The 18,819-nt window shown below is 65.1% G+C and carries 22 protein-coding genes; 11 read left to right on the top strand and 11 right to left on the bottom strand.

Annotation, left to right across the window (positions count from 1 at the left end; genetic code table 11):
• Positions 1 to 4: 4 nt before the first annotated feature.
• A complete protein-coding gene (locus AC0L3X_RS12600; protein WP_063985344.1) occupies positions 5 to 1,216 on the bottom strand; it encodes an ABC transporter substrate-binding protein in 1,212 nt (403 codons plus the stop codon).
• A gap of 167 nt (positions 1,217 to 1,383) precedes the next feature.
• Between AC0L3X_RS12600 and AC0L3X_RS12595 the strand changes: the two genes are divergently transcribed.
• The 3 genes from AC0L3X_RS12595 to AC0L3X_RS12585 are packed head-to-tail and all read left to right on the top strand — an operon-like array spanning position 1,384 to position 3,467.
• Entirely contained in the window at positions 1,384 to 2,082 is a 699-nt protein-coding gene (locus AC0L3X_RS12595; RefSeq protein WP_063985343.1) for a TetR/AcrR family transcriptional regulator, read from the top strand.
• Entirely contained in the window at positions 2,060 to 2,611 is a 552-nt protein-coding gene (locus tag AC0L3X_RS12590; RefSeq protein WP_063985342.1) for a carboxymuconolactone decarboxylase family protein, read from the top strand. The genes AC0L3X_RS12595 and AC0L3X_RS12590 overlap by 23 nt, the downstream gene beginning before the upstream one ends.
• A 10-nt stretch (positions 2,612 to 2,621) precedes the next feature.
• Positions 2,622 to 3,467: an SDR family NAD(P)-dependent oxidoreductase gene (locus AC0L3X_RS12585; RefSeq protein WP_063985341.1), complete on the top strand. Its 846-nt coding sequence runs from the start codon at positions 2,622 to 2,624 to the stop codon at positions 3,465 to 3,467.
• A 57-nt stretch (positions 3,468 to 3,524) separates the two neighbouring features.
• On the opposite strand, the gene AC0L3X_RS12580 is transcribed toward AC0L3X_RS12585, so the two are convergent.
• Positions 3,525 to 3,821, bottom strand: a complete 297-nt coding sequence (locus AC0L3X_RS12580; protein ID WP_028153826.1) for a hypothetical protein — start codon at positions 3,819 to 3,821, stop codon at positions 3,525 to 3,527.
• A 798-nt stretch (positions 3,822 to 4,619) separates the two neighbouring features.
• Between AC0L3X_RS12580 and AC0L3X_RS12575 the strand changes: the two genes are divergently transcribed.
• The 6 genes from AC0L3X_RS12575 to AC0L3X_RS12550 all read left to right on the top strand — a co-directional run bounded on the left by AC0L3X_RS12575 (position 4,620) and on the right by AC0L3X_RS12550 (position 9,437).
• Positions 4,620 to 5,150 (top strand): hypothetical protein, encoded by a 531-nt coding sequence (locus AC0L3X_RS12575; RefSeq protein ID WP_063985339.1) that lies wholly within the window; start codon positions 4,620 to 4,622, stop codon positions 5,148 to 5,150.
• A gap of 101 nt (positions 5,151 to 5,251) precedes the next feature.
• Positions 5,252 to 5,836 carry a HutD/Ves family protein gene (locus AC0L3X_RS12570; RefSeq protein ID WP_063985338.1) on the top strand — a complete coding sequence of 195 codons (585 nt, stop codon included), beginning with the start codon at positions 5,252 to 5,254 and terminating at the stop codon, positions 5,834 to 5,836.
• Positions 5,837 to 5,962: 126 nt separating this feature from the next.
• A complete protein-coding gene (locus AC0L3X_RS12565) occupies positions 5,963 to 7,156 on the top strand; it encodes an adenylate/guanylate cyclase domain-containing protein (RefSeq protein WP_063986667.1) in 1,194 nt (397 codons plus the stop codon).
• 704 nt (positions 7,157 to 7,860) lie between these two features.
• Positions 7,861 to 8,073 (top strand): hypothetical protein, encoded by a 213-nt coding sequence (locus tag AC0L3X_RS12560; RefSeq protein WP_473316430.1) that lies wholly within the window; start codon positions 7,861 to 7,863, stop codon positions 8,071 to 8,073.
• A gap of 266 nt (positions 8,074 to 8,339) precedes the next feature.
• On the top strand, positions 8,340 to 8,552 hold the full coding sequence (locus AC0L3X_RS12555; RefSeq protein WP_014497603.1) for a hypothetical protein: 213 nt from the start codon (positions 8,340 to 8,342) through the stop codon (positions 8,550 to 8,552).
• An 87-nt stretch (positions 8,553 to 8,639) separates the two neighbouring features.
• Complete coding sequence (locus AC0L3X_RS12550; protein ID WP_063985336.1) at positions 8,640 to 9,437, top strand: adenylate/guanylate cyclase domain-containing protein; 798 nt, start codon at positions 8,640 to 8,642, stop codon at positions 9,435 to 9,437.
• Between the two features lie 53 nt (positions 9,438 to 9,490).
• Here AC0L3X_RS12550 and AC0L3X_RS12545 read toward each other — a convergent pair whose 3' ends face one another.
• The 6 genes from AC0L3X_RS12545 to AC0L3X_RS12520 form a co-directional block, all read right to left on the bottom strand.
• Entirely contained in the window at positions 9,491 to 10,249 is a 759-nt protein-coding gene (locus tag AC0L3X_RS12545; protein ID WP_063986666.1) for an amino acid ABC transporter ATP-binding protein, read from the bottom strand.
• Between the two features lie 26 nt (positions 10,250 to 10,275).
• A complete protein-coding gene (locus AC0L3X_RS12540; RefSeq protein ID WP_428841292.1) occupies positions 10,276 to 11,118 on the bottom strand; it encodes a transporter substrate-binding domain-containing protein in 843 nt (280 codons plus the stop codon).
• Between the two features lie 22 nt (positions 11,119 to 11,140).
• Positions 11,141 to 11,782, bottom strand: coding sequence for an amino acid ABC transporter permease (locus tag AC0L3X_RS12535; RefSeq protein ID WP_063985335.1), 642 nt, complete (start codon positions 11,780 to 11,782; stop codon positions 11,141 to 11,143).
• Between the two features lie 9 nt (positions 11,783 to 11,791).
• Complete coding sequence (locus AC0L3X_RS12530) at positions 11,792 to 12,460, bottom strand: amino acid ABC transporter permease (RefSeq protein ID WP_063985334.1); 669 nt, start codon at positions 12,458 to 12,460, stop codon at positions 11,792 to 11,794.
• 100 nt (positions 12,461 to 12,560) lie between these two features.
• Positions 12,561 to 13,640: a Gfo/Idh/MocA family protein gene (locus AC0L3X_RS12525; protein ID WP_063986665.1), complete on the bottom strand. Its 1,080-nt coding sequence runs from the start codon at positions 13,638 to 13,640 to the stop codon at positions 12,561 to 12,563.
• A 19-nt stretch (positions 13,641 to 13,659) separates the two neighbouring features.
• Positions 13,660 to 14,493: a sugar phosphate isomerase/epimerase family protein gene (locus AC0L3X_RS12520; protein ID WP_473316428.1), complete on the bottom strand. Its 834-nt coding sequence runs from the start codon at positions 14,491 to 14,493 to the stop codon at positions 13,660 to 13,662.
• A gap of 213 nt (positions 14,494 to 14,706) precedes the next feature.
• On the opposite strand from AC0L3X_RS12520, the gene AC0L3X_RS12515 reads away from it, so the two are divergent.
• Complete coding sequence (locus tag AC0L3X_RS12515) at positions 14,707 to 15,375, top strand: TetR/AcrR family transcriptional regulator (RefSeq protein WP_063985332.1); 669 nt, start codon at positions 14,707 to 14,709, stop codon at positions 15,373 to 15,375.
• Between the two features lie 58 nt (positions 15,376 to 15,433).
• Here the strand turns inward: AC0L3X_RS12515 and AC0L3X_RS12510 are convergent, their stop codons facing one another.
• The 3 genes from AC0L3X_RS12510 to AC0L3X_RS12500 form a co-directional block, all read right to left on the bottom strand.
• Positions 15,434 to 15,931 carry a DoxX family protein gene (locus AC0L3X_RS12510; RefSeq protein ID WP_063986664.1) on the bottom strand — a complete coding sequence of 166 codons (498 nt, stop codon included), beginning with the start codon at positions 15,929 to 15,931 and terminating at the stop codon, positions 15,434 to 15,436.
• A 26-nt stretch (positions 15,932 to 15,957) separates the two neighbouring features.
• Positions 15,958 to 16,695: an SDR family oxidoreductase gene (locus tag AC0L3X_RS12505; protein ID WP_063985331.1), complete on the bottom strand. Its 738-nt coding sequence runs from the start codon at positions 16,693 to 16,695 to the stop codon at positions 15,958 to 15,960.
• 126 nt (positions 16,696 to 16,821) lie between these two features.
• Entirely contained in the window at positions 16,822 to 18,228 is a 1,407-nt protein-coding gene (locus AC0L3X_RS12500) for a DHA2 family efflux MFS transporter permease subunit (RefSeq protein ID WP_063985330.1), read from the bottom strand.
• 263 nt (positions 18,229 to 18,491) lie between these two features.
• On the opposite strand from AC0L3X_RS12500, the gene AC0L3X_RS12495 reads away from it, so the two are divergent.
• Complete coding sequence (locus AC0L3X_RS12495) at positions 18,492 to 18,800, top strand: hypothetical protein (protein WP_063986663.1); 309 nt, start codon at positions 18,492 to 18,494, stop codon at positions 18,798 to 18,800.
• Positions 18,801 to 18,819: the final 19 nt, after the last annotated feature.

Raw genomic sequence — 18,819 nt, 5'->3', positions numbered from 1 at the left:
GGGCTCAGTTCTTCAGGAGGTCGCCGAACGGCACCCAGCGCGTGCCGTCGAAGCGGATGAGCTGGAGGCTCGTCATCGGCGTGTAGTGCTCGGGCGAATTGTTCACCGCGGTGCCGTTGATCAGCATCGGCAGCTTTACGTCCTTGAGCGTCGTGGCCTGCTTCAGCACATTGGCACGGGTGAGGTCGTTTCCGGACGCCTTCAGCACCGTCACCAGCGTCTGCGCGATGGTGTAGCCGTAGACATTGAGCCAGTCGCTCTTGTTGGCGTCCGGCAGGTACTTGTCCATGAACGCCAGCCATTCCTTATAGCCGGCGTCGTCCCTCGAGGCCGGGTCGGTCGCGTCCTTCAAATACTGGCTGGAGATGACGCCGGTGGAATTGTCCTTGCCGGCCGGCTCCAGCACGCCGCTGATCGAGGCCGAGACATTGGAGATGATGGTGACAGGCTTCCACCCGATCTCGCCGATCTTGCGGATCGCCTGCGCCGCGAATTTTGGCGTTGCCGCCACCAGCACGATTTCTGCGCCTGCGGTCTTGAGCTGCAGGATTTGCGTATCGACCGTCGGCGCCGAGGTCTCGTAAGCCGCGCGCGCAACGATCGCCTCGCCGCTGCCGAGCCCTTCCTCCAACGCCTTCAGATAGTCCTTGCCGAGGTCGTCGTTCTGGTAGAGCACGCCGATCTTCGCATTGGCGTGGCTCGCCTTGATGTACTTCGCGTAGGTGATCGCCTCGTCGCGATAGGTCGGCTGCCAGCCAACGGTCCACGGAAAGTTCTTGGGATCGTCCCACTTCGCGGCGCCAGAGCCGAGGAAGAGCTGCGGCACCTTGCGGTCGTTGAGATATTTGTGCACGGCGCTGTTGGTCGGCGTGCCGACGCCGCCGAAGATCAGCAGCACCTCCTCGCTCTCGACCAGCCGCCGCGTCTGCTCCACCGTCTTGGGCGGGCTGTAGGCATCATCGGCGATGATCATCTGGATGCGCCGGCCGTTGACGCCGCCGTCGTCGTTCACCTTGCGGAAATAGGCCTCCGCCGATTTGGCGATCTGCGCGAAGGCGGACACTGGCCCGCTCAGCGGCGCGGTGGTGCCGATCTTGATGGTCTTGTCGTCGGCGCCGGGATCGTATTTCGCGCTTTGGGCCTGAACGGCACTGGCTGCGAGCAGCGGCAACAGGATGCAGGCCGCACGAAGGCGAAGGCGGGCAAAGCGCGCCATGAGGTCGTCTCCCCAAAATTGCTCTCCGCCTCTCATTGGAGCGGAGTTGAAACGCGAGAACAGCGCCCGAAGCGGACTTGCGGGCCGCGACCGCTGCCGCCAGACTGGCGAAACGAACGATCGTTCGTACGGTTGACTAGCGAACGTTCGTTCGTTAGTCAAGCCACATGGCTGTCCACACCTCCAGCGCGGCGGAAGCGGCTGCGCCCACGACCCGCGAGCGCATCCTCAGCGAAGCGCTCAATCTGTTCGCGCAGAGCGGCTATGGCGGCGCCTCGATGCGCGAGCTTGCGCGCCGCGTCGGCATCCGCGAGAGCAGCCTCTACAACCATTTCTCCGGCAAGGCCGCGATCCTAGAAGCGATCGTGGCCGAGCACGGCCCCGCCAGTTCGGCGAGCCGGTTGGAAGAGCCGCGCTACAAGCAGCTGGCGCGCCAGCCGGCCGCGTTCTGCCGTCAGTTCGCGCTTGATCTCGTCGAGCAATGGTCCGACCCGCGCGAGCACCAATTCCAGAAAGTAATCACCGCCGAACGTAACCGCGTGCCCGGCATCCGCGCCAAATTCGCCGACCATTTTTATGCGCGCGAGCAGAGCATGATGACGGATTACTTTCGCGGTTTTGCGCTCGCCGGCCTGGTCTCGACACCCGATCCGCGCGAGGCCGCGCGGCTGTTCGCGGCCGGCCTGATCTACATCCGCCTCGAGCATTACGTGATGGGCGCGGCACCTTCGCCGCGGCCGAAGGTGATCGAGGCGATCGACCGCTATCTCGCCTTTTTCCTGTCGCTGATCGCGGCAGGCAATGGCGAAGACAACAAGAAACGAAAACCCAAGGGAGAAACGCGTGGCAAGGCTGCCCCTGATTGATCCGGAGACGACGAGCGGCGATATCCGCGCCTCGTTCGACCGCATGCCGGTCAAGCTCAACATCTTCCGCATGATGGCCCATGCCGAGGCCAACATGATCCCGGCGATGCGGCTCGGCAATTCGATCCTGCACAAGCAGAAGCTCTCAGCCGTCAACCGCGAGCTTTTGATCTTGCAGGCCGCCCAGCTCGAGGGCGGCGCCTATGAATGGCGCCAGCACGTGCCGATCGCGATCGGGGTCAGCTGCACGCAAGGACAGATCGATGCGGTGGAGCGGGCTGACTACGATGCCGCCAGCTTCAGCGATGCTGAGCGCGCGTTGCTGAAGTTCGGCCGCGAGGTGGTCGAGAATGTTCGCGTGCCCGAGGCGACCTTCGCTGCCGCGCGAAAACACTTCAGCGATCAGGAGATCGTCGAAGCCATCGTCGCGCTCGGCTTCTATATGATGATGGCGCGCCTGACCGAGGCAACCGAAACCGATCTCGATCCCGCGGCCGGCATGAAGGTCTATGACGGCGGCAAGAAGTAGGGCGGCTGAGATGGCGGAAATCGATAGCAAACCGGAGCGTTACGTCCGTCCACCAAGCGCGGAGTCATTGGGCGAAGCGCCGGGCAGGGGACGCCTGAAGGGACGTCGTATCCTGATCGTCGGCGGCGGCCAGCGCGTGTTCGACGCTGCCACCGATCCGATCGGCAACGGCCGCGCCATGAGCATTTTGTGCGCACGCGAGGGCGCGAAGGTCGCGGTGGCAGATCTCAACCGGACGTCCGCACAGCAGACCGTCAAGCACATCACCGACGAAGGCGGCGAGGGTTTTGCCATCACTGCCGACGTCACGTCGGAGCCTGACGTCCAGCGCATGATCGAGGAGGCGCATCGCGCGATGGGCGGCCTTGACGGCATGGTGCTGAACATCGGCACCTTCGGCAAGACCGGCCTCGATGCCGTCAGCCCCGAGGAATGGAACAGGATCTACGACGTCAACGTCCGCGGTCCCATGCTGTGCTGCCGCGCCGCGATGCCGAAATTGGACAATGGCGGCGCCATCGTCTTCATCTCCTCGATCGCCGCGCTGAAAGCGGGATCGCAGATGGCGGTGTATGACTCGTCGAAAGCCGCGCTCGGCGGCCTGATGCGCAACATCGCCCATCTCGGATCACGCCGCGGCATCCGCGCCAATCTCGTCTATCCCGGCCTCGTCGACACCCCCAACGGCCGCGAAGCCGGCGCCGGCCGCCCCAGCCGCGGCAAGGGCCACGTCCCCTTCGGCCGGCAGGCCACCGCCTGGGAGATCGCCTATGCCGTGCTGTTCTTTCTGTCGGATGAGAGCGTCTACGTCACCGCACAGTCGCTCGCGGTGGATAGCGGCCTGAGCGGAATGTAAGACGCCAGCACAATCCGGCGGCGCGGAATTCGATGCCCCGGCGAGCAGAGTCTCTCTTCATTGCGGCGAGGACGTCGTCGGAGTTTGCGATTCGCTCATCTGCTCAAGTGCTTCCAATACGGCTTCGCAGGCCTTCTCGGCTTCGGCGAAGGTACTGAAGGGGGAGCCGCCAAGCTTGATCGCGGACTTGTTTTCTTCGACCGGTCGCCATGAGGCAACCAGGCCGGGCTTTCCGTGAAGGCCAGGACCGGTGCGGCTTTCGTTACTGATCACGAACGAAAATCCGCCGCTGCACGCCATCCAGATTTCAAGTTCATGCACCGGAGTCTCGACGCGCGTAAAGTGCAGGGTCATGTCTCTCTCCAGAGTTTGCTCCGCAGAATGGGCCACGGGCACAAGCCGTCAGTTGTGCGAATCCCGGATAGCCGCAAGGTCCGAGGTCTCTGATCCCTCGGCTTTCCATGCCGTCAAATCGCCCGGGAGCAGAATGGGATCGCTCTCAACCCGCCTGTTGCGGCTGACCCCTAAGCCAATGAGCCCGCCCAATACCAACGCGGAGCCTGCAATGATCAACCAGTACGGCAAGTCCAACACGGGCATTGCAATTCTCCCACTGAGAGGAGCGCGTTACGCAATTGCCTGGCCGAAGCGCGAGCGGATTACCTTTGGATAAGTGTCTGTATTATGCGGCGCTTCAAGCTTCGTGCAAGGTACCCAAAAGGGGTAGATTTCTGACCTAAATTGCCGCCGGCGGGGGCAAGGGGAAGCGATCCGTCCCCCCAAATCTCGTCAAATCCGTCACCGAGAAGATCGGCAAGTTCGACAGCAAGGCTTTTGGTGCGGCCATGAAGGCTGACGGCCAACAATGCTCCCGACAAAGAGTGGAGGGCGCGCAGCCTGATGAAGCGAAGCGTCATCCGGGAGCACAGCCTCATCGCGCGAGTTGCCCCGGCACTGCGTTGCGCTTCATCCGGGGTACGAACTCAGGCGCAAGCTCCGCACAATCGCGCGACGGGATGAAACTGCCGGGCAATTTTTGCAGCGTCGTGCGAATTCCACGCGCTACGGCAAGGAAAGCCGGTAGGAATCAACGGCGCTGTCGCTGGCACATATCTTGCTGAACATTCTCCGCGCTTTGGAATGCACACAGGAATGCGCGTCGTGACCAACGTCAGCTACACCGTCCCGCCGAACTGGACCGCAGGCTCCGACAAGACAGGCGCGAGCAAGAACAGGAATCCGAACGATCCGAACATGCTGACGACGGGCGCCTATGGCAACGCGTTCGAACTGTTGCTCGACAATCGAACCAACAGTGACGGCACCACCACGGAGACGCTGACCTACAAGAGCTACAGCGGCAAGACCAACGGCAGCTTCTCGGCGACGGCCGAGACGGGGACGGGAGCCGATCTCGGCAGTGCCTACCAGGCCTTGCTCGCCACGCTTCAGGCCAATGGCGAGATGGACGACAAGACCGCCGCGCAGCTCAACGACGCCATGGGCAAGCTCGATACCCAATCCGAGAGCGGTGCCAAGGATGCCGAAATGTCCGGCGGCGGCCTGCTGGTGCAGTCCGGCGGCCCGGTCTATTTCAACGGCATCTCGGCCTATCAGAACCAGTTCGTGGATTCGCTCGTCAACGAGCTGAGCACCAGGCTGAACCTCGACGCCAAAGCGTGACGGCAGTTCATCGCCGGTGAAACCGGTTGGCAAAGCCGGCCCAACCCGCGCATGATGCGCGGACGATCTCGGCCACATGCCTTCCCGGATAAATTCAAGACATGAAAACCACGCTGCTGAAGTCCGAAGACTACACCCGCTCGCCCTGGAAGAACGGTGGCGGCATCTTCACCGATATCGCGGATGCCCATCGCGCCGACGCGCCGGCGAAGGATTGGGACAGCCTGCTCTGGCGCTTTGCCTCGACGCCGATCGTGGCGCCCGGGCCCTTCTCCTACATGCCCGGCATCGACCGCCTGCAAATGGTCGTCGGTGGGCGCGGGCTGGTGCTGAAGTCGCCCAGCCAGGACTTCGACGAGCGCGAACCTTTTACGGCGGTGCGCTTCACCGGCGAGATGGAGGTCGTGACCGCGCTCGAGGCGGGTCCCGTCGAGGTCGTCAACCTGATGGCCCGGCGCGGCGCGGCGGAGATCGAGCTGCTGGCACTCAGGGAACCCGGCGAGCGGCCCTTGTCCGCCGGCACGCACCTGGTTTACGCGGTTTCCGGCGATTGCAGCATTCGTCTCAATGGCGAGGATATTGTCATCCCCGACGGCAGCACGCTGAAGGTCGAGCAGACCCAGGCGTCCAGATTGGGACTCGTCTCAGGGCTGGCGGTACTGGGCTCGATTCAGCTCGTCGGCTAGATGGCAATCGCCCGGCGGATGCGCACAATCCATGCACATGGCTAGGTTGACGCCGCGGCGCCGGAACACGATATCTGCCGTGATCATGCGGACCGCCGCGCAAGCCACGATATGAACGGGCAGGATATGACCGCGCCAGACCAAAATCGCCCCACCACGCTATCCGACGGCGTCGTCGACTGGCTGACCAACGGCACGAGCGGCGAGCGCTTCGTCGACAACATCTTTGCCGAGATGTGCATCCGCCTCCAGCAGGCGGGCATTCCGCTCAAGCGGTCGACGATGCACGTCCGGATCCAGCATCCGCAATGGCTCGGCGCCGCCTTCATGTGGTTGGATGGCATGCGCGAGGCGAAGATCTCGCGGGTCGACTTCGATGTGCTCGAGCGATCCGAGTTCATCGGCAGCCCTGTCAGCGAAATGCTGGACGGTGCGAGCGAACTCCGCGAGAACCTCGAAGGCGATCCGTCGCTCGGCCGCAGGCACGCGGTCTATGACGAGATGCGCGCGAAAGGTCTGACCGACTACGTCGCCTGGCCGCTCCACCACACACTCGGCAAGCGCCATCTCGTCACCTTCGCGACCGATCGCCCCGGCGGCTTCGACGACGCGCATCTGGTTGCGCTCAAGAACGTGCTGCCGGTGCTGGCGCTGGTCAGCGAGATCCGCGTCAAGAACCGCCTGGCGCGAACGCTGCTCGAGACCTATGTCGGCTCCCATGCCGGCGAGCTCATCCTGGCCGGGGCCACGCGGCGCGGCACCGGCACGACGGTGCGTGCCGCGATCATGATCTGCGACCTCCGTGACTTCACGAAGATCTCGGACAACTGGCCGCGCGACGACGTCATCGATCTCCTCAACGACTATTTCGACGCGATGTCGGAGCCGATCGCGCGGCACGGCGGCGAAATCCTGAAATTCATCGGCGACGGCCTGCTCGCCATTTTCCCGCTCAGCGGGCCCGGCGCCTGCGCAAACCTGTTGCGCGCCGTGACTGAAGCCCGGCAGGCTATGGCCGCGCTGAACGAACGGAACAACGGGACCGGCCGCGCGCCGCTGAATTACGGCATCGGCGTCCACGTCGGCGACGTCATGTACGGCAATATCGGATCGTCCAGCCGGCTCGACTTCACCGTCATCGGTCCCGCCGTCAACATGGCCTCCCGTCTCGAAGCCCTGACCAAGCAGCTGGGACGACCGGTGCTGCTCTCGCGCGCCTTCGCCGAGCTGGTCGAGCGGGAGTTCGAGCTCGAGCATGTCGGCAAATACGAGGTGCGCGGCTTCAGCGATCCGATCGAGCTGTTTGCGTTTCACGGCTGAGGCGTGATGCTCGCCGCAGCCGTCCGGTTGAAATCTCGCTGACGCAAGATTGCCGATGACCCGCGCGCCGCCGATTGCGCGGCATGGCGGAGAAATCCAGCTCCTCATCGGCAACGCCAGCTTGCCATCGTCCTGCACACCCCGGCATCTCCGAACGACGGTCGCCATCTCCGCTCGTCATGGCCTCGACGCGCTGTGATTGACGGTGCATGCGTGCGTCGCCGTGACGTCGACCCAGTTCCGGAATCGGGCGATCGCGCAAACGCGCAGTTGTCGGGGGTACGTCCCCTGCGCGCGACGGAAGTCGTGCTTATGGGCAATATCGGACGCGTTGTTGAAAGATATGTTCGCGCAGGACGCCTAGGTTGGCTTCACTGGCGGCGTTGCGATTGGTGCCGCAAGATTTGGTCGAGGACAGTCGGTGCGGCTGCCTCGATGCAACAGAAAAGGTGATCGACACATCGGACGCGACCACAAGAGGAGACGACAATGCCAAACTGTTCCCAAGTTTCTGGAAGTCGAACCGCTCGCTGTGCCGCGTGCGACGGCAAGTTTGGCCTGGTCCGCTACTACTCTTGGCGAAAGCCCCTTTGCTCGAAAAAGTGCGTCGAACGTTTGGCGACGCGCCGGCAGGGTGAGCGCGACTGGTTCGGTCGATTTCCGTCGGTTGTCGACATGTTTTCAGAAAACCGCGCGAGGCGCCTATGACCATGCAGATGTCACGACGAGGAAAGGAATATCTCGAGACGGCGCAGAGCCTGCTGCGCGCGGCCCGGACCATGACGGACATCGTGGTCGCGACCCGTCTCGAGATGCTGGCCAATGACTATCAGCGGCGCGCCGAAAAGGCACCAAGCGTCGATGCGGCGAGGTCATCGGCGCGTTCGGCCGGCACGCGATACGAATCGTACCCGTGATTGCGGGTTGCGCGGTGAGCCGGTCGCCCAATCAGGGCCGTCTGGTCAGTTTCCTCTCTTGCCACCCCGTGGAGCCGATATGGGCGAAGTTGTTCGACTGGTCACAAGAGCTGAGCGCGAGCGTGCGCGGCTGATCCGCGAAGCGCGCGCTAACTATGACGCCGTGTTTCCGCGGGCAGATCCCGACGGCGAGCGGCCCGTCGAGCCGCGGTCGACCCCTCGGGCGGCGACGCAGAGCCCGAGTACGTCGAAGGAGCTCTCGTGACATGATCAAGATCATTGCCGTGCTCTGCAGCCTCTCGTCGCCGACAGATTGCCACGAGCAGATCGTCACGACCTCGGATTTCGCTGACGTGACGATGCAGTCCTGTCTGATGGGAGCGCCGCAGCTCGCCGAATGGATGGCGCAGCATCCAGCCGAACGTCTCGCGGCGTGGCGCTGCTCGATCGGCAAGCAGGAGGCTCGCAGGGGAGCATAGGGTGCGAGGAGCCCTGTTGCCAATGCAGGCATGTGCGAATACGTTGGTCCGAGGTCCGCCCACGTTCCTTCGACTGGCCGCGCGTTCATGCCAAAATTCCTTCGCATCGGAGTCCATCAGTCGAACGTATCGGGATACACGTCGAAGGCGTGGTGTGTCAGGCGCGTCGGCTCGGCGGTTTTCCTGAAGTGGGGCGGCGTCGAGGTCCAAGGCACCGGCGCCGGGCGCAAGGTCTACTGGACGCGCTCGCCGCAGGAGAAGACAGTTCGGTGCGGCACGGCGCAGCGTGCCCAGGATTACGCAAAGGCCGCGATCGCGCGGCGCCGTAGCCATCGCTATGAGCCGCTGGTCGGAGCTATCGCGCTCCGGCGCCGCCCCGCCGAGCGCGGCACCGATCTCAAGCGGGCGCTCGCCACCATCCTGATCGTCGATATCGTCGGCTCCACCGCCAAGGCGGCGAAGCTCGGCGATGCGCGCTGGACCAAGGTGATGGGCCATTATTACGCAGCCGTCCGCAAGGAGCTGAAGAGCTCGCGCGGAAAGGAAGTCGTGACGACGGGCGACGGCGTGCTGGCGACGTTCAAGGCGCCGGCGGCCGGGATCAGTTGCGCGACCGCGATCCAGAAGGCGGTGCGCACGCTGGGGCTAGAGATCAGGGTCGGCCTGCATGCGGGCGAGTATACGATCAGCGGCGACGAAATGGTCGGTCTCGCCTTCCACATCGGCACCCGCGTCGCCGCGAAAGCGCGGGCCGGCGAAGTCTTGGTCTCGAGCGCGGTCAAGGATTTGCTGAAGGCACAATCAACCATCAGCTTCAGGGATCACGGCATGCACCAGCTCAAGGGTGTGCCGGAGCGGTGGAGGCTGTATCGGGTGGAGGCGTGAGGCGTCCGGCAAGGGTGGACACCGGACCGCCGTCGCGCCGCGCCGGCACGGCTTCAATGATGCGGCAGAATTTCGCCGAGGAATTTTTTGGTGCGCTCGTGCTGCGGGGCCCTGAAGAAGAGTTCCGGCTCCGCCTCCTCGACGATCCGTCCCTCCGCCATGAAGATCACGCGGTCGGCGACCTGCCGGGCGAAGCCCATTTCATGGGTGACGCAGATCATGGTCATGCCGTCGGTCGCAAGCCCGATCATGGTGTCGAGCACCTCCTTGACCATTTCCGGGTCGAGCGCCGAGGTCGGCTCGTCGAACAGCATCACCTTGGGCTCCATGCACAGCGCCCGCGCGATCGCCGCGCGCTGCTGCTGACCGCCGGACAATTGCGCCGGGTATTTGTCCGCCTGGTTGAGGATTTTGACACGGTCGAGCAGCCGCCGCGCGGTCTCTTCGGCCGCCGGGCGCGGAATGCCGCGAGAGCGGATCGGCGCCAGCGTGCAGTTCTCCAGCACCGTCATGTGCGGGAACAGGTTGAATTGCTGGAACACCATGCCGACCTCGCGGCGCACCGCGTCGATGGCCTTGCCTTGGCTGCCGAGATGGACGCCGTCGACGACGATCTCGCCCTTCTGGTAGTTCTCCAGCGCATTGATGCAGCGGATCAGGGTGGATTTGCCCGATCCGGACGGCCCGCACAGGACGATCTTCTCGCTCGCACGGACCGCCAGGTTGATGTCGGTGAGCACCTGGTAGGTGCCGTACCATTTGTTGACACCGCGCATCGCGATCATCGTGTCCGCCGTGGCTGCGACCGACATGGCTGTGACCGACATGGCACTCTCCCTCAGCTGACGGTGAAGGGGATGCCGGGAATGCTGTCGGGGAAAGCCGGCAGCGGGTTGTTCATCCACTTCGGATAGATCCTGGCCCATTCGCCGCTGGCGATGATCTTGTCGATGAAGCCGTTGACGAAGGCGTTGATCTCCTTCTCGCCGAGCCGCGTGCAGGCGCCGTTATAGAGTTTGGTGAATTCGAGCTTGTTCTCGTAAGTGCCGGGTTTGGATTCGTTGAGGCGCGGAACGTAGAAGATGTTGCCGCCCACCGCCTGCACCTGCCCGGACAGCAGCGCCTGCATGGTCGGCGCATCGCCGTCGAAGCGGCGGATGGTGGTGCCGGGAGGCGCCGCCTTGGTCACGTCGGTGTCCTGCACACTGCCGCGCGCGACACCGATGACATATTTGCCCATGTCGGCCGGCGATTTGATCTCCATCTCCTTCGGCGCGATGAAGGTGATGATGTTGGCACCATAGGGCTTTGAGAATTGCACCGCCTTGGCGCGCTCCGGCAGCATCGCCATGGTCGCGAACAGGATGTCGACGCGTCCCGACGTCAGTGCCGGGATGCGATTGGCGACGGCCAGCGGCGTGAATTCGGCGGCTACGCCGAGCTCTTTTGCAAACAGCTCGGAGAGATCGGCATCGAGGCCCTCCTGCTTGCCCGTGGAATTGACGAACCCCCAGGGCGGATTGTCGCCCTGGATCCCGATCGACACCTTGCCGCGCGCCTTGATCTCCGAAGGCGTCACCGCGTAGGCGGCGCGCGACAGCACGAACGGCGAGGCGATCGCGCCGGCGCCGAGCGCCAGCATGTGGCGGCGATTGAACCGGATTGTCTTTTTGGTCATCATTCCCTCCTCTGTGTTGAATTCATCATCGTGCGGCGGTGACGAGCCGCCGCTCCAGCCAGGCGCCATAGAGCGAAAGCGGCCAGCACAGCGCGAAATAGAGCGCGCAGACCAGGCCGAGCACGAGCAGCGGCTTGAAGTTCTGGTTGGACACGATGGTCCCGGCGCGCATCAGCTCGGTGAAGCCGATGATGGCGGCAAGCGAGGTGCCTTTGATCAGCTGCACCAGGAACCCGATCGTCGCGGGCAGCGAGATGCGGATCGCCTGCGGCAGCACGACATCCTTCATCCGGTCGAGATAGCCGAGGCTGAGCGCCTTGGCGGCCTCGACCTGGCCGCGCGGCACGGCTTCGATCGAGCCGCGCCAGATTTCGCCGAGGAAGGCGCCGGCATGCAGGGTGAAGCCGATCGAGACGGAGACCCAGGGATCGAGCTTCAGCCCGGCGAGCGCGAGGCCGTAATAGACGACGAACAGCTGCATCAGCAGCGGCGTGCCCTGGAACAGCGCGATGTAGGCGGCCGCGCCGCGTTCGAGCCAGCGCCGGCCCGAGGTGCGCGCCAGCGCGACGCCGAGGCCGGCGACCGAGCCGAGCGCGAAGCCGATCGCGGACAGCGCCAGCGTCCATTTCAGGCCGCCGAGCAGGAACAGGAACTGGTTCTTGTCCATGCGCCGTCCTCACTTCACGGGATAGAGCAGGAAGCGCGCGTTGATCCGCGCGAACATCTGCATCAGCATCCACGACATCGCGAGATAGAGCAGCGTGACGACGCCATAGACCTCGAAGCTGCGGAACGTATTGGTCTCGATCGCCTGTCCGACCGAGGTCAGCTCATAGGCCGAGATCGCCGATGCGATGCTCGTCGTCAGCGTCAGCATGATGAACTGGCTGGTCAGCGACGGGAAAATCGCGCGCAGCGCCGGCTTCAGCACGATCAGGCGGAAGATCAGGGTCCGGCTCAGGCCGAGCGCCAGTCCGGCCTCGACCTGCCCCTTGTTGATCGACTGCACGCCGCCGCGGATAATCTCGATCGCATAGGCGCCGCCGTTGACGCCGAGCGCGATGATCGCGGTCAGCGTGGGATCGAGGCGGATGCCCACCATCGGCAACGCGAAGAAGACGAAGTAGATCTGGCCGAGAAATGGCGTGTTGCGGATCGTCTCGACGAACGCGATGACGAGCCAGCGCAGCGGCGCGAGCCGGGAATCGCGCAGCAGCACGCCGCCGATCCCGATGATCAGCGCCAGCACCATGCCCGACAGCGCCAGGCCGAGCGTGCCGGCACAGCCCCAGAGCAGCTCCGGCAGGCCCTCGATCACGGGTCCGAAATCGAACTTGTAGTTCACCTCGCTCCTCCCTCCGGGCCGCTCTCTTGGCGTGGCCGGGCCGCCCCCTTGGCGTGGCTTGGCCCGTTCGCGTCTGTCCGACGGCGGTGAAAGCCGTGCTCTAGGTCGTTGCCTGCTCACCTTGCCCGAGCGCCGCGTAGCGCTCGCGCAGGTCGATGCGCCGTCGCGCCGTCGCGGCCTCTGCGATCGCGAGCGTCACCAGCAGGCTTCGCGCGCCGTCCTCGACCGGTTGCAGCGACGGCGTCACACCCCGGACCACGTCGCGGAAATGATCGAGCTGGGCGACGTAAGGATCGATCGACGCCGCATGATTGGCCTGCGCCTGGATCGGCCTGTTCCAGTCCTGCGCGCCGCCTTCCTGCGTCCATTGATCGAGACTTGGAAATTCGATCGCGCCGCGGCGGCCCATCAGGCGGTAGCTGCTCTGGCCGCTGAACGGAAACTCCGGCGCCTCGCCGAGACCCTGTTCCATCGTCCAGGGCGTCACCGCGCAGTCGCTGAGGAAGAACGTGCCGAGCGCGCCGTTCTCGAACTCGAGCAGCGCGGCGGCGGTATCCTCGACCGCGAAGCCGCGCTGCCGGTTCGCGGCGATGGCCTCCACGGCGACGATCTCGCCGACCGCAAAGCGCAGGAAGTCGATCTCGTGGATCAGATTGATCAGGATCGGCCCGCCACCGGCCTGCGACCGCCAGGGCGCCGCCTTGAAATAGTCGGCCGGCTTGTGCGTGGCCCAGATCGCCGAAACGCCGACGACATCGCCGATGCGGCCCTCGCCAAGCAGCGCCTTGAGCGCCTTCACCTGCCTATGATGGCGGCGGTGATGCCCGACCAGCGACCGGATGCCCGCCTTGCGGACCTCCGCGATCAGGCCGGCGGCGGTCTCGAGCGTATCGGTGACCGGCTTTTCGATCAGGATATGGATGCCGGCCCGCGCGCATGCGATGCCGTTCTCGGCGTGGAGCTGATTGGGCGATGCGATGATCACGGCCTCGGGCCGCGCCTCGTCGAGCAGCCTCCGGTAATCCGCGAAGACGCGTGCGCCGGGCTGCTCGGCCGCGACCTGCTCGGCGTTGACGTCGGCGATGCCGGCGAGCTCGTAGTCGCCGTGCTCGGCCAGCTTGCGCAGATGCTTGCGCCCGATCAATCCTGCGCCGATCACGCCAATCCTGATTTTTGTCATCTCGTGCATTCCGTTGGGTTTAGGCCCAGCCGTGGCAGTCGCGGCGTCTGGCGCCGCGGGCCTGGCCTTCGAGCAAGTTCCTGGTCGCGTTGAACGCCGTGGCGATCCGCTCTCTCGCGTCGAGCGCCGGCAACGGCATCTCGACGCTGAGGGCGGTGTCAGCGGGCAGGGCCTCCAGCAGTGCGCCGAGGGGCAGAGCGCCGTCGCCGGGCGGCAGCCGTCCCGCGCGCGCCTCGGCAATGATGGCCGCGTCCGTTGCTGGCGCTTCGGCGACGGCATCACAGAGTTGCGCGGCGCGAAGCCAATGATCGGGAAGCGGGATCAGGTCGCCGGCCCGGCCGCCGGAGCGCGCCAGGTGCAACGCGTCGACCAGGATGGAGCCGTTGGTCTGGCCTGCGTCGCGGATGACCGCCGCGGCCTGCGCCAAATTGCCGATCGCGCGCCAGCGCATGAATTCGAGGTCGACGCGCAGTCCGAACGACGCGGCGAGTTGGCAGAGCTCGGCGAAACGCGCGGTGAGCCGGGACCGATCCGGATCGTCGCCCGAAGCGATGATCGCGGTGGCGCCGAGATCGGCGCCGGCTTCGAGACAGCCTGCGAGCGAGGAGATGTCGATGGCGGGCTTGAGCTGGACCAGCTCGATGTCGCGGACCCGCACGCCCTCGCCGTCAAGCACGCGCTTCAGCGCTCGGTGGGCCTCGGTGCCGACCTGCGTCGGATAGGCCGGCCCGTCGCTGGTTGCCGGGATGAAGCGTAGCGCGACGGCTGCAAACCCGGCTCGCGCCGCCTCGGCAACCAGCGCCGTGGGCGCAAGCTCCAACGCTGTGAGATGGGCGAGGCCGAGCGCGATCATGGCCTGCTCGCCTGCACAGGCAATCCCGGCAGTCGCAGTGGTCGGGAGCTGGCGCGGCGGTGGCCGATCAGGCGCATGTGTCTCCTCCCTCTTAATTAATCTATAGGTTAATTACTAATTACCCAATGGGATAATTGATGTCAAGGGCCCGCGATTGCGCTATGGAGGGAGGGCGATGCCGCGACCGGCCGCCGTGAAGGACCGAAGGGCCAGATGCCAGGTGTGACGAAGCAGCCCCTGCGGGCGGCGAAGCCGGTGCCGATCAAGCGGCGCGACCGCGAGCGGACGCGGCAGGAGATCCTCGACATCGCCTTCGAGGAGTTCGCCGAGAACGGCTTGTCCGGCGGCAACACCGACGCCATCGCCGCCCGCGCCAACATCACCAAGCGGCTGATCTTTTACTACTTCAACTCCAAGGAAGAGCTGTTCACCGCGGTGCTGGAGATGGCCTATGCGGAGATGCGCGCCGCCGAGGAGGATCTTCATCTCGAGGCGCTGGAGCCGGAGGCCGCGATCCGCCGGCTTGCCGAATTCACCTTCGATTTCCACCAGGCCCATCCGCAATTCGTCCGCCTCGTCAGCATCGAGAACATCCATCGCGGACGGCACATGGCCATCAGCCGCAGGCTCAAGGAGATGACGCAGCCGAGCATCAGCCAGATTGCCAAGGTGCTGGAGCGCGGCGCGGCCTGCGGCGCGATCCGGCCCGGCATCGATCCGGTCGAACTGCATATGACGCTGAATGCGCTGAGCTTCTTCGCGGTCGCCAACCGTCACACGTTCGAGGCGCAATTCGCCTTCGACATGTCCTCGTCAAAGGCGAGGGCGCAGCGCCGCGCCGAGATCGCCGATCTGCTGTGGCGTTGTGTGCGGGGGGATTGAACGGCGGCGGTGTGAAGACCTCGCGCGGCCGGAGCGGGCAGGGCCGCCCGGCGCGCCTTCAAAGCTCCCGTCCAATCAAGCCGTCCGCCGAAAATCGCCCGCCGCCCCGAAACGACATGTGCAGGGCAACGAGGCCCATCAGGAACGGGTACTCCATGCCGCGATCGATCCAGGCCCATTTGGGATAATGGATCAGGCAGATCATCGCCATCTGCACGGCGACCATCGGCGCGACGAGGCGGGTGAACAGCCCTGCGGCGAGCATGATGGCCCCGATGGTTTCCAGCAGCATCACGAAATAGCCGAACGCCACCGGGGCCGGAAAATGCAATGAATTGGTGATGAAATTGATGGAGCTCGCGAACGGATTGGCCATGGCGCCGTGGGACTCGCCGAGCAATTTCGGCAAGCCGTGCGTGAACAGGATCAATCCGAAGGCAACGCGCAGAAACGCATAGGAAACGGGATTGGCGATCTCGTAGAAATTTCGCAAGCCAGGCAACAGCAGGGACGCGGGGCTGTGCCGTGGGGCCCCGCCCGTGATCGCATCGCTCATGGTCATGATCTCCAGACGATGCGGCTTCAGATGATGCCGCCATTGGCGCGCAGGATCTGGCCGTTGATCCAGCCGCCGTCGGGCCCGACCAGGAACGAGATCGCGCGCGCGATGTCGTCGGGTTCGCCGAGTCGATGGAGCGGCGTCCGGTCGATGATCGGCGAGATGTCGTGCTGGTTGGCGTTGTGGAACAGCTCGGTGTTGACTGGGCCCGGCGCGATCGCGTTGACCGTGATCCGCCTCACGCCCAGCTCCTTCGAGAGGATGTGGGTGATCGCCTCGATGCCGGCCTTGGTCGCGGCGTAAGCCGCATAGGTCGGCTGATAAAGCCCGACCACGCTGGTCGAGAAATTGACGATCCGGCCGCCCTCGCGCAGCCGCTTCGCCGCTTCACGCAGCGCATAGAAGGTGCCGGTGAGGTTGATCGCGATGGTCTGGTCCCACACCTCGTCGGTGGTCTGGGCCAATGGGGCGACCTTCATGATCCCGGCATTGTTGACGAGCACGTCGATGCCGCCGAACGCCGTCTCGGCCGCGTCGAACAGCGCGCGGACGTCGGCCAACTTGCTGATGTCGGCCTTGACCGCAATCGCCGCTCCGCCGGCGGCCTTGATCTTCGCCACCAGCGCCTCGGCCGGCGCAGCGCCGCTCGCATAGTTGACGACGACGGCGAGGCCGTCCCGCGCCAGCCGCTCGGCGACCGCCGCGCCAATGCCCTTCGAGCTGCCGGTGACGATGGCTGTGCGTGGGTGCTGGGTGGTCATGGTGGGGTCTCCCTGTTTGATGGGGAGATAATAGGCGGGGAGGTTGGCTGGATAATCCCGCTGGAATTGGCTTCACTGTTCGGGTGGGACGAACAGTGAATGGTGCGGTATCCGCCGCTGTCAGCGTCACGCATCCTGTGGCGCGACTGCACTGGCGGTCCGTCGCCGTGCCGGCAGGGAAAGCCCCGCAATCGCGCCGGCCAACGACAGCATTGCGGCGAGGCGCATCGCCGCAGCAAATCCGCTCTCGAAATGCGCGGCCGAGTCGGCCCCGCCGTTGGCCGAGAAGCTCGCCACCAGCGCAGCGATGCCGAACATGCCGCCCAGGAAGCGGCCCATGTTGAAGACGCCGGACGCCTTGCCCATTTCGGCCACCGCGACTGAACTCAGGATCGCGTTCTGCGCCGCTGGCATCGCCATCGAGACGCCGACGCCGGCCAGCACCAGCGGCGCGACCAGAGCGGAGTAGGCAATCGCGGGGCTCACGATCGCCGCGATCCAGCCAAGGCCGATCGCCTGCATCAGCAATCCCGTCACCACCAGCGGCCGCTCGCCGAACCTGTTGACGACCGCGCCGGCGATCGGGGCGGTGACGAACAGCGTCGCGGTCCAGGGCAGCAGGCGAAGTCCGGCGCCGAAGGCGTCGAAGCCCAGCGCGGTCTGCAGGAACTGCGGCAGCAGGAACAAGACGCCATACATCGCGGCGTAGAACAGGACGCTTGCGGACATGCCGGAGGCGAGGGCGCGTGATGCAAACAGCCGCATCGGCACCATCGGCGCGGCCGCGCGCAATTCCCAGAGCACGAAGCCGGCTGTGAACACCAGGCCTGACATCAGCGTGCCCATGACCTCAGCGCTCGCCCATCCCACTGCGTTGCCGCGTAACAGGCTCCAGACCAGCGCGAGCGCCGCGAGGGCGACGAGCGACAGTCCGGGGATGTCCAATGCGGCAGCCGGTCCGAAGCTTTCGCGCAAGCGTGCCAGCACCAGGGTGATCACGATCAGGCCGATCGGCAGGTTGATCCAGAACACCCAGCGCCAGCCGAAATGTTCGGTGATGAAGCCGCCGATGGCCGGGCCGATGATCAGCGCGCAGCCGGTGATGCTGGCGAAAATGCCGAGCGCGCGGGCGCGTTCCTCGCGGCCGAACGTGCCGCTCAGGATCGCCATCGCCAGCGGCATCACCAATGCGGCGCCGGCGCCCTGTAGCGCGCGGGCGGCGATCAGCGCGGTGGCATTGCCTGCGAGCGCACAGGCCGCCGACGCAACGACGAACAGGGCGATCCCGGTCGCGAACATGCGGCGGCGACCGAAGCGGTCGCCGAGCGCGGCGCCGGTCAGGAGCAGCACGGCGAAGGTCAGGTTGAAGGCGTTGACGGTCCATTGCAGCGTCTCGACCGGGCTGCCGAATTCGGCGCGGATGGTCGCGAATGCCGTCGTAATGATCATGGCGTCCAGCGCCATCATGAAGGATGCCAGCGCGGTGACGCCAAGCACCCAGTTCTTCTCGGCGCGATTGGTCGGGGTCTGCATCGCCCTCTCTCCGTGTGTTGCGCCACCCTGTCGCGGCGCGTTCTGCTGGCTAGACGAGGTCGGAGGGGCAAAGGATGCGCCCGGAAATAATTTTTTCCCGGCCGCATCCTTCGCCGGCCGCCAAACGTCCTTGGGGATGACGCGGCCATTGACGCGAGCTTGATCCGGAAAGCGGGGCACCGGTTTTCCGGGAAGGTCATGCCGAAATGGAAAGATGGCGCGCGATGGGCGAGCCAGGTCGCGAGATGAGCAAGGAGAGCGCGATGAAAAGGACGTTGATCAGGTACAAGGCCAAGCCCGAGCTGGCCGACAGGAACGCCGAGCTGGTTTCGGCCGTATTTGCCGAATTGAAGGCGGCCGGGCCGGACGGCGTGCGCTATCTGACGCTGCGGCTGGAGGACGACACCTTCATCCATCTGGTCGAGGCCGCGGCCGAGGACGGCTCGAGCCCGATCCCGAAACTCAGGGCGTTTCAGGCGTTCCAGGACGGCATCCGCGACCGCTGCGCCGAGCCGCCGCTGGTTCGTGATGTGAGGATCGTCGGCAACTACCGTATGCTGGACGAGTCCTGACGAGGCGAGGCGGAGGAGC

This window comes from Bradyrhizobium sp. MI1.7 (assembly GCF_055811795.1).
This window is presented reverse-complemented; position numbering and strand designations above follow the sequence as displayed.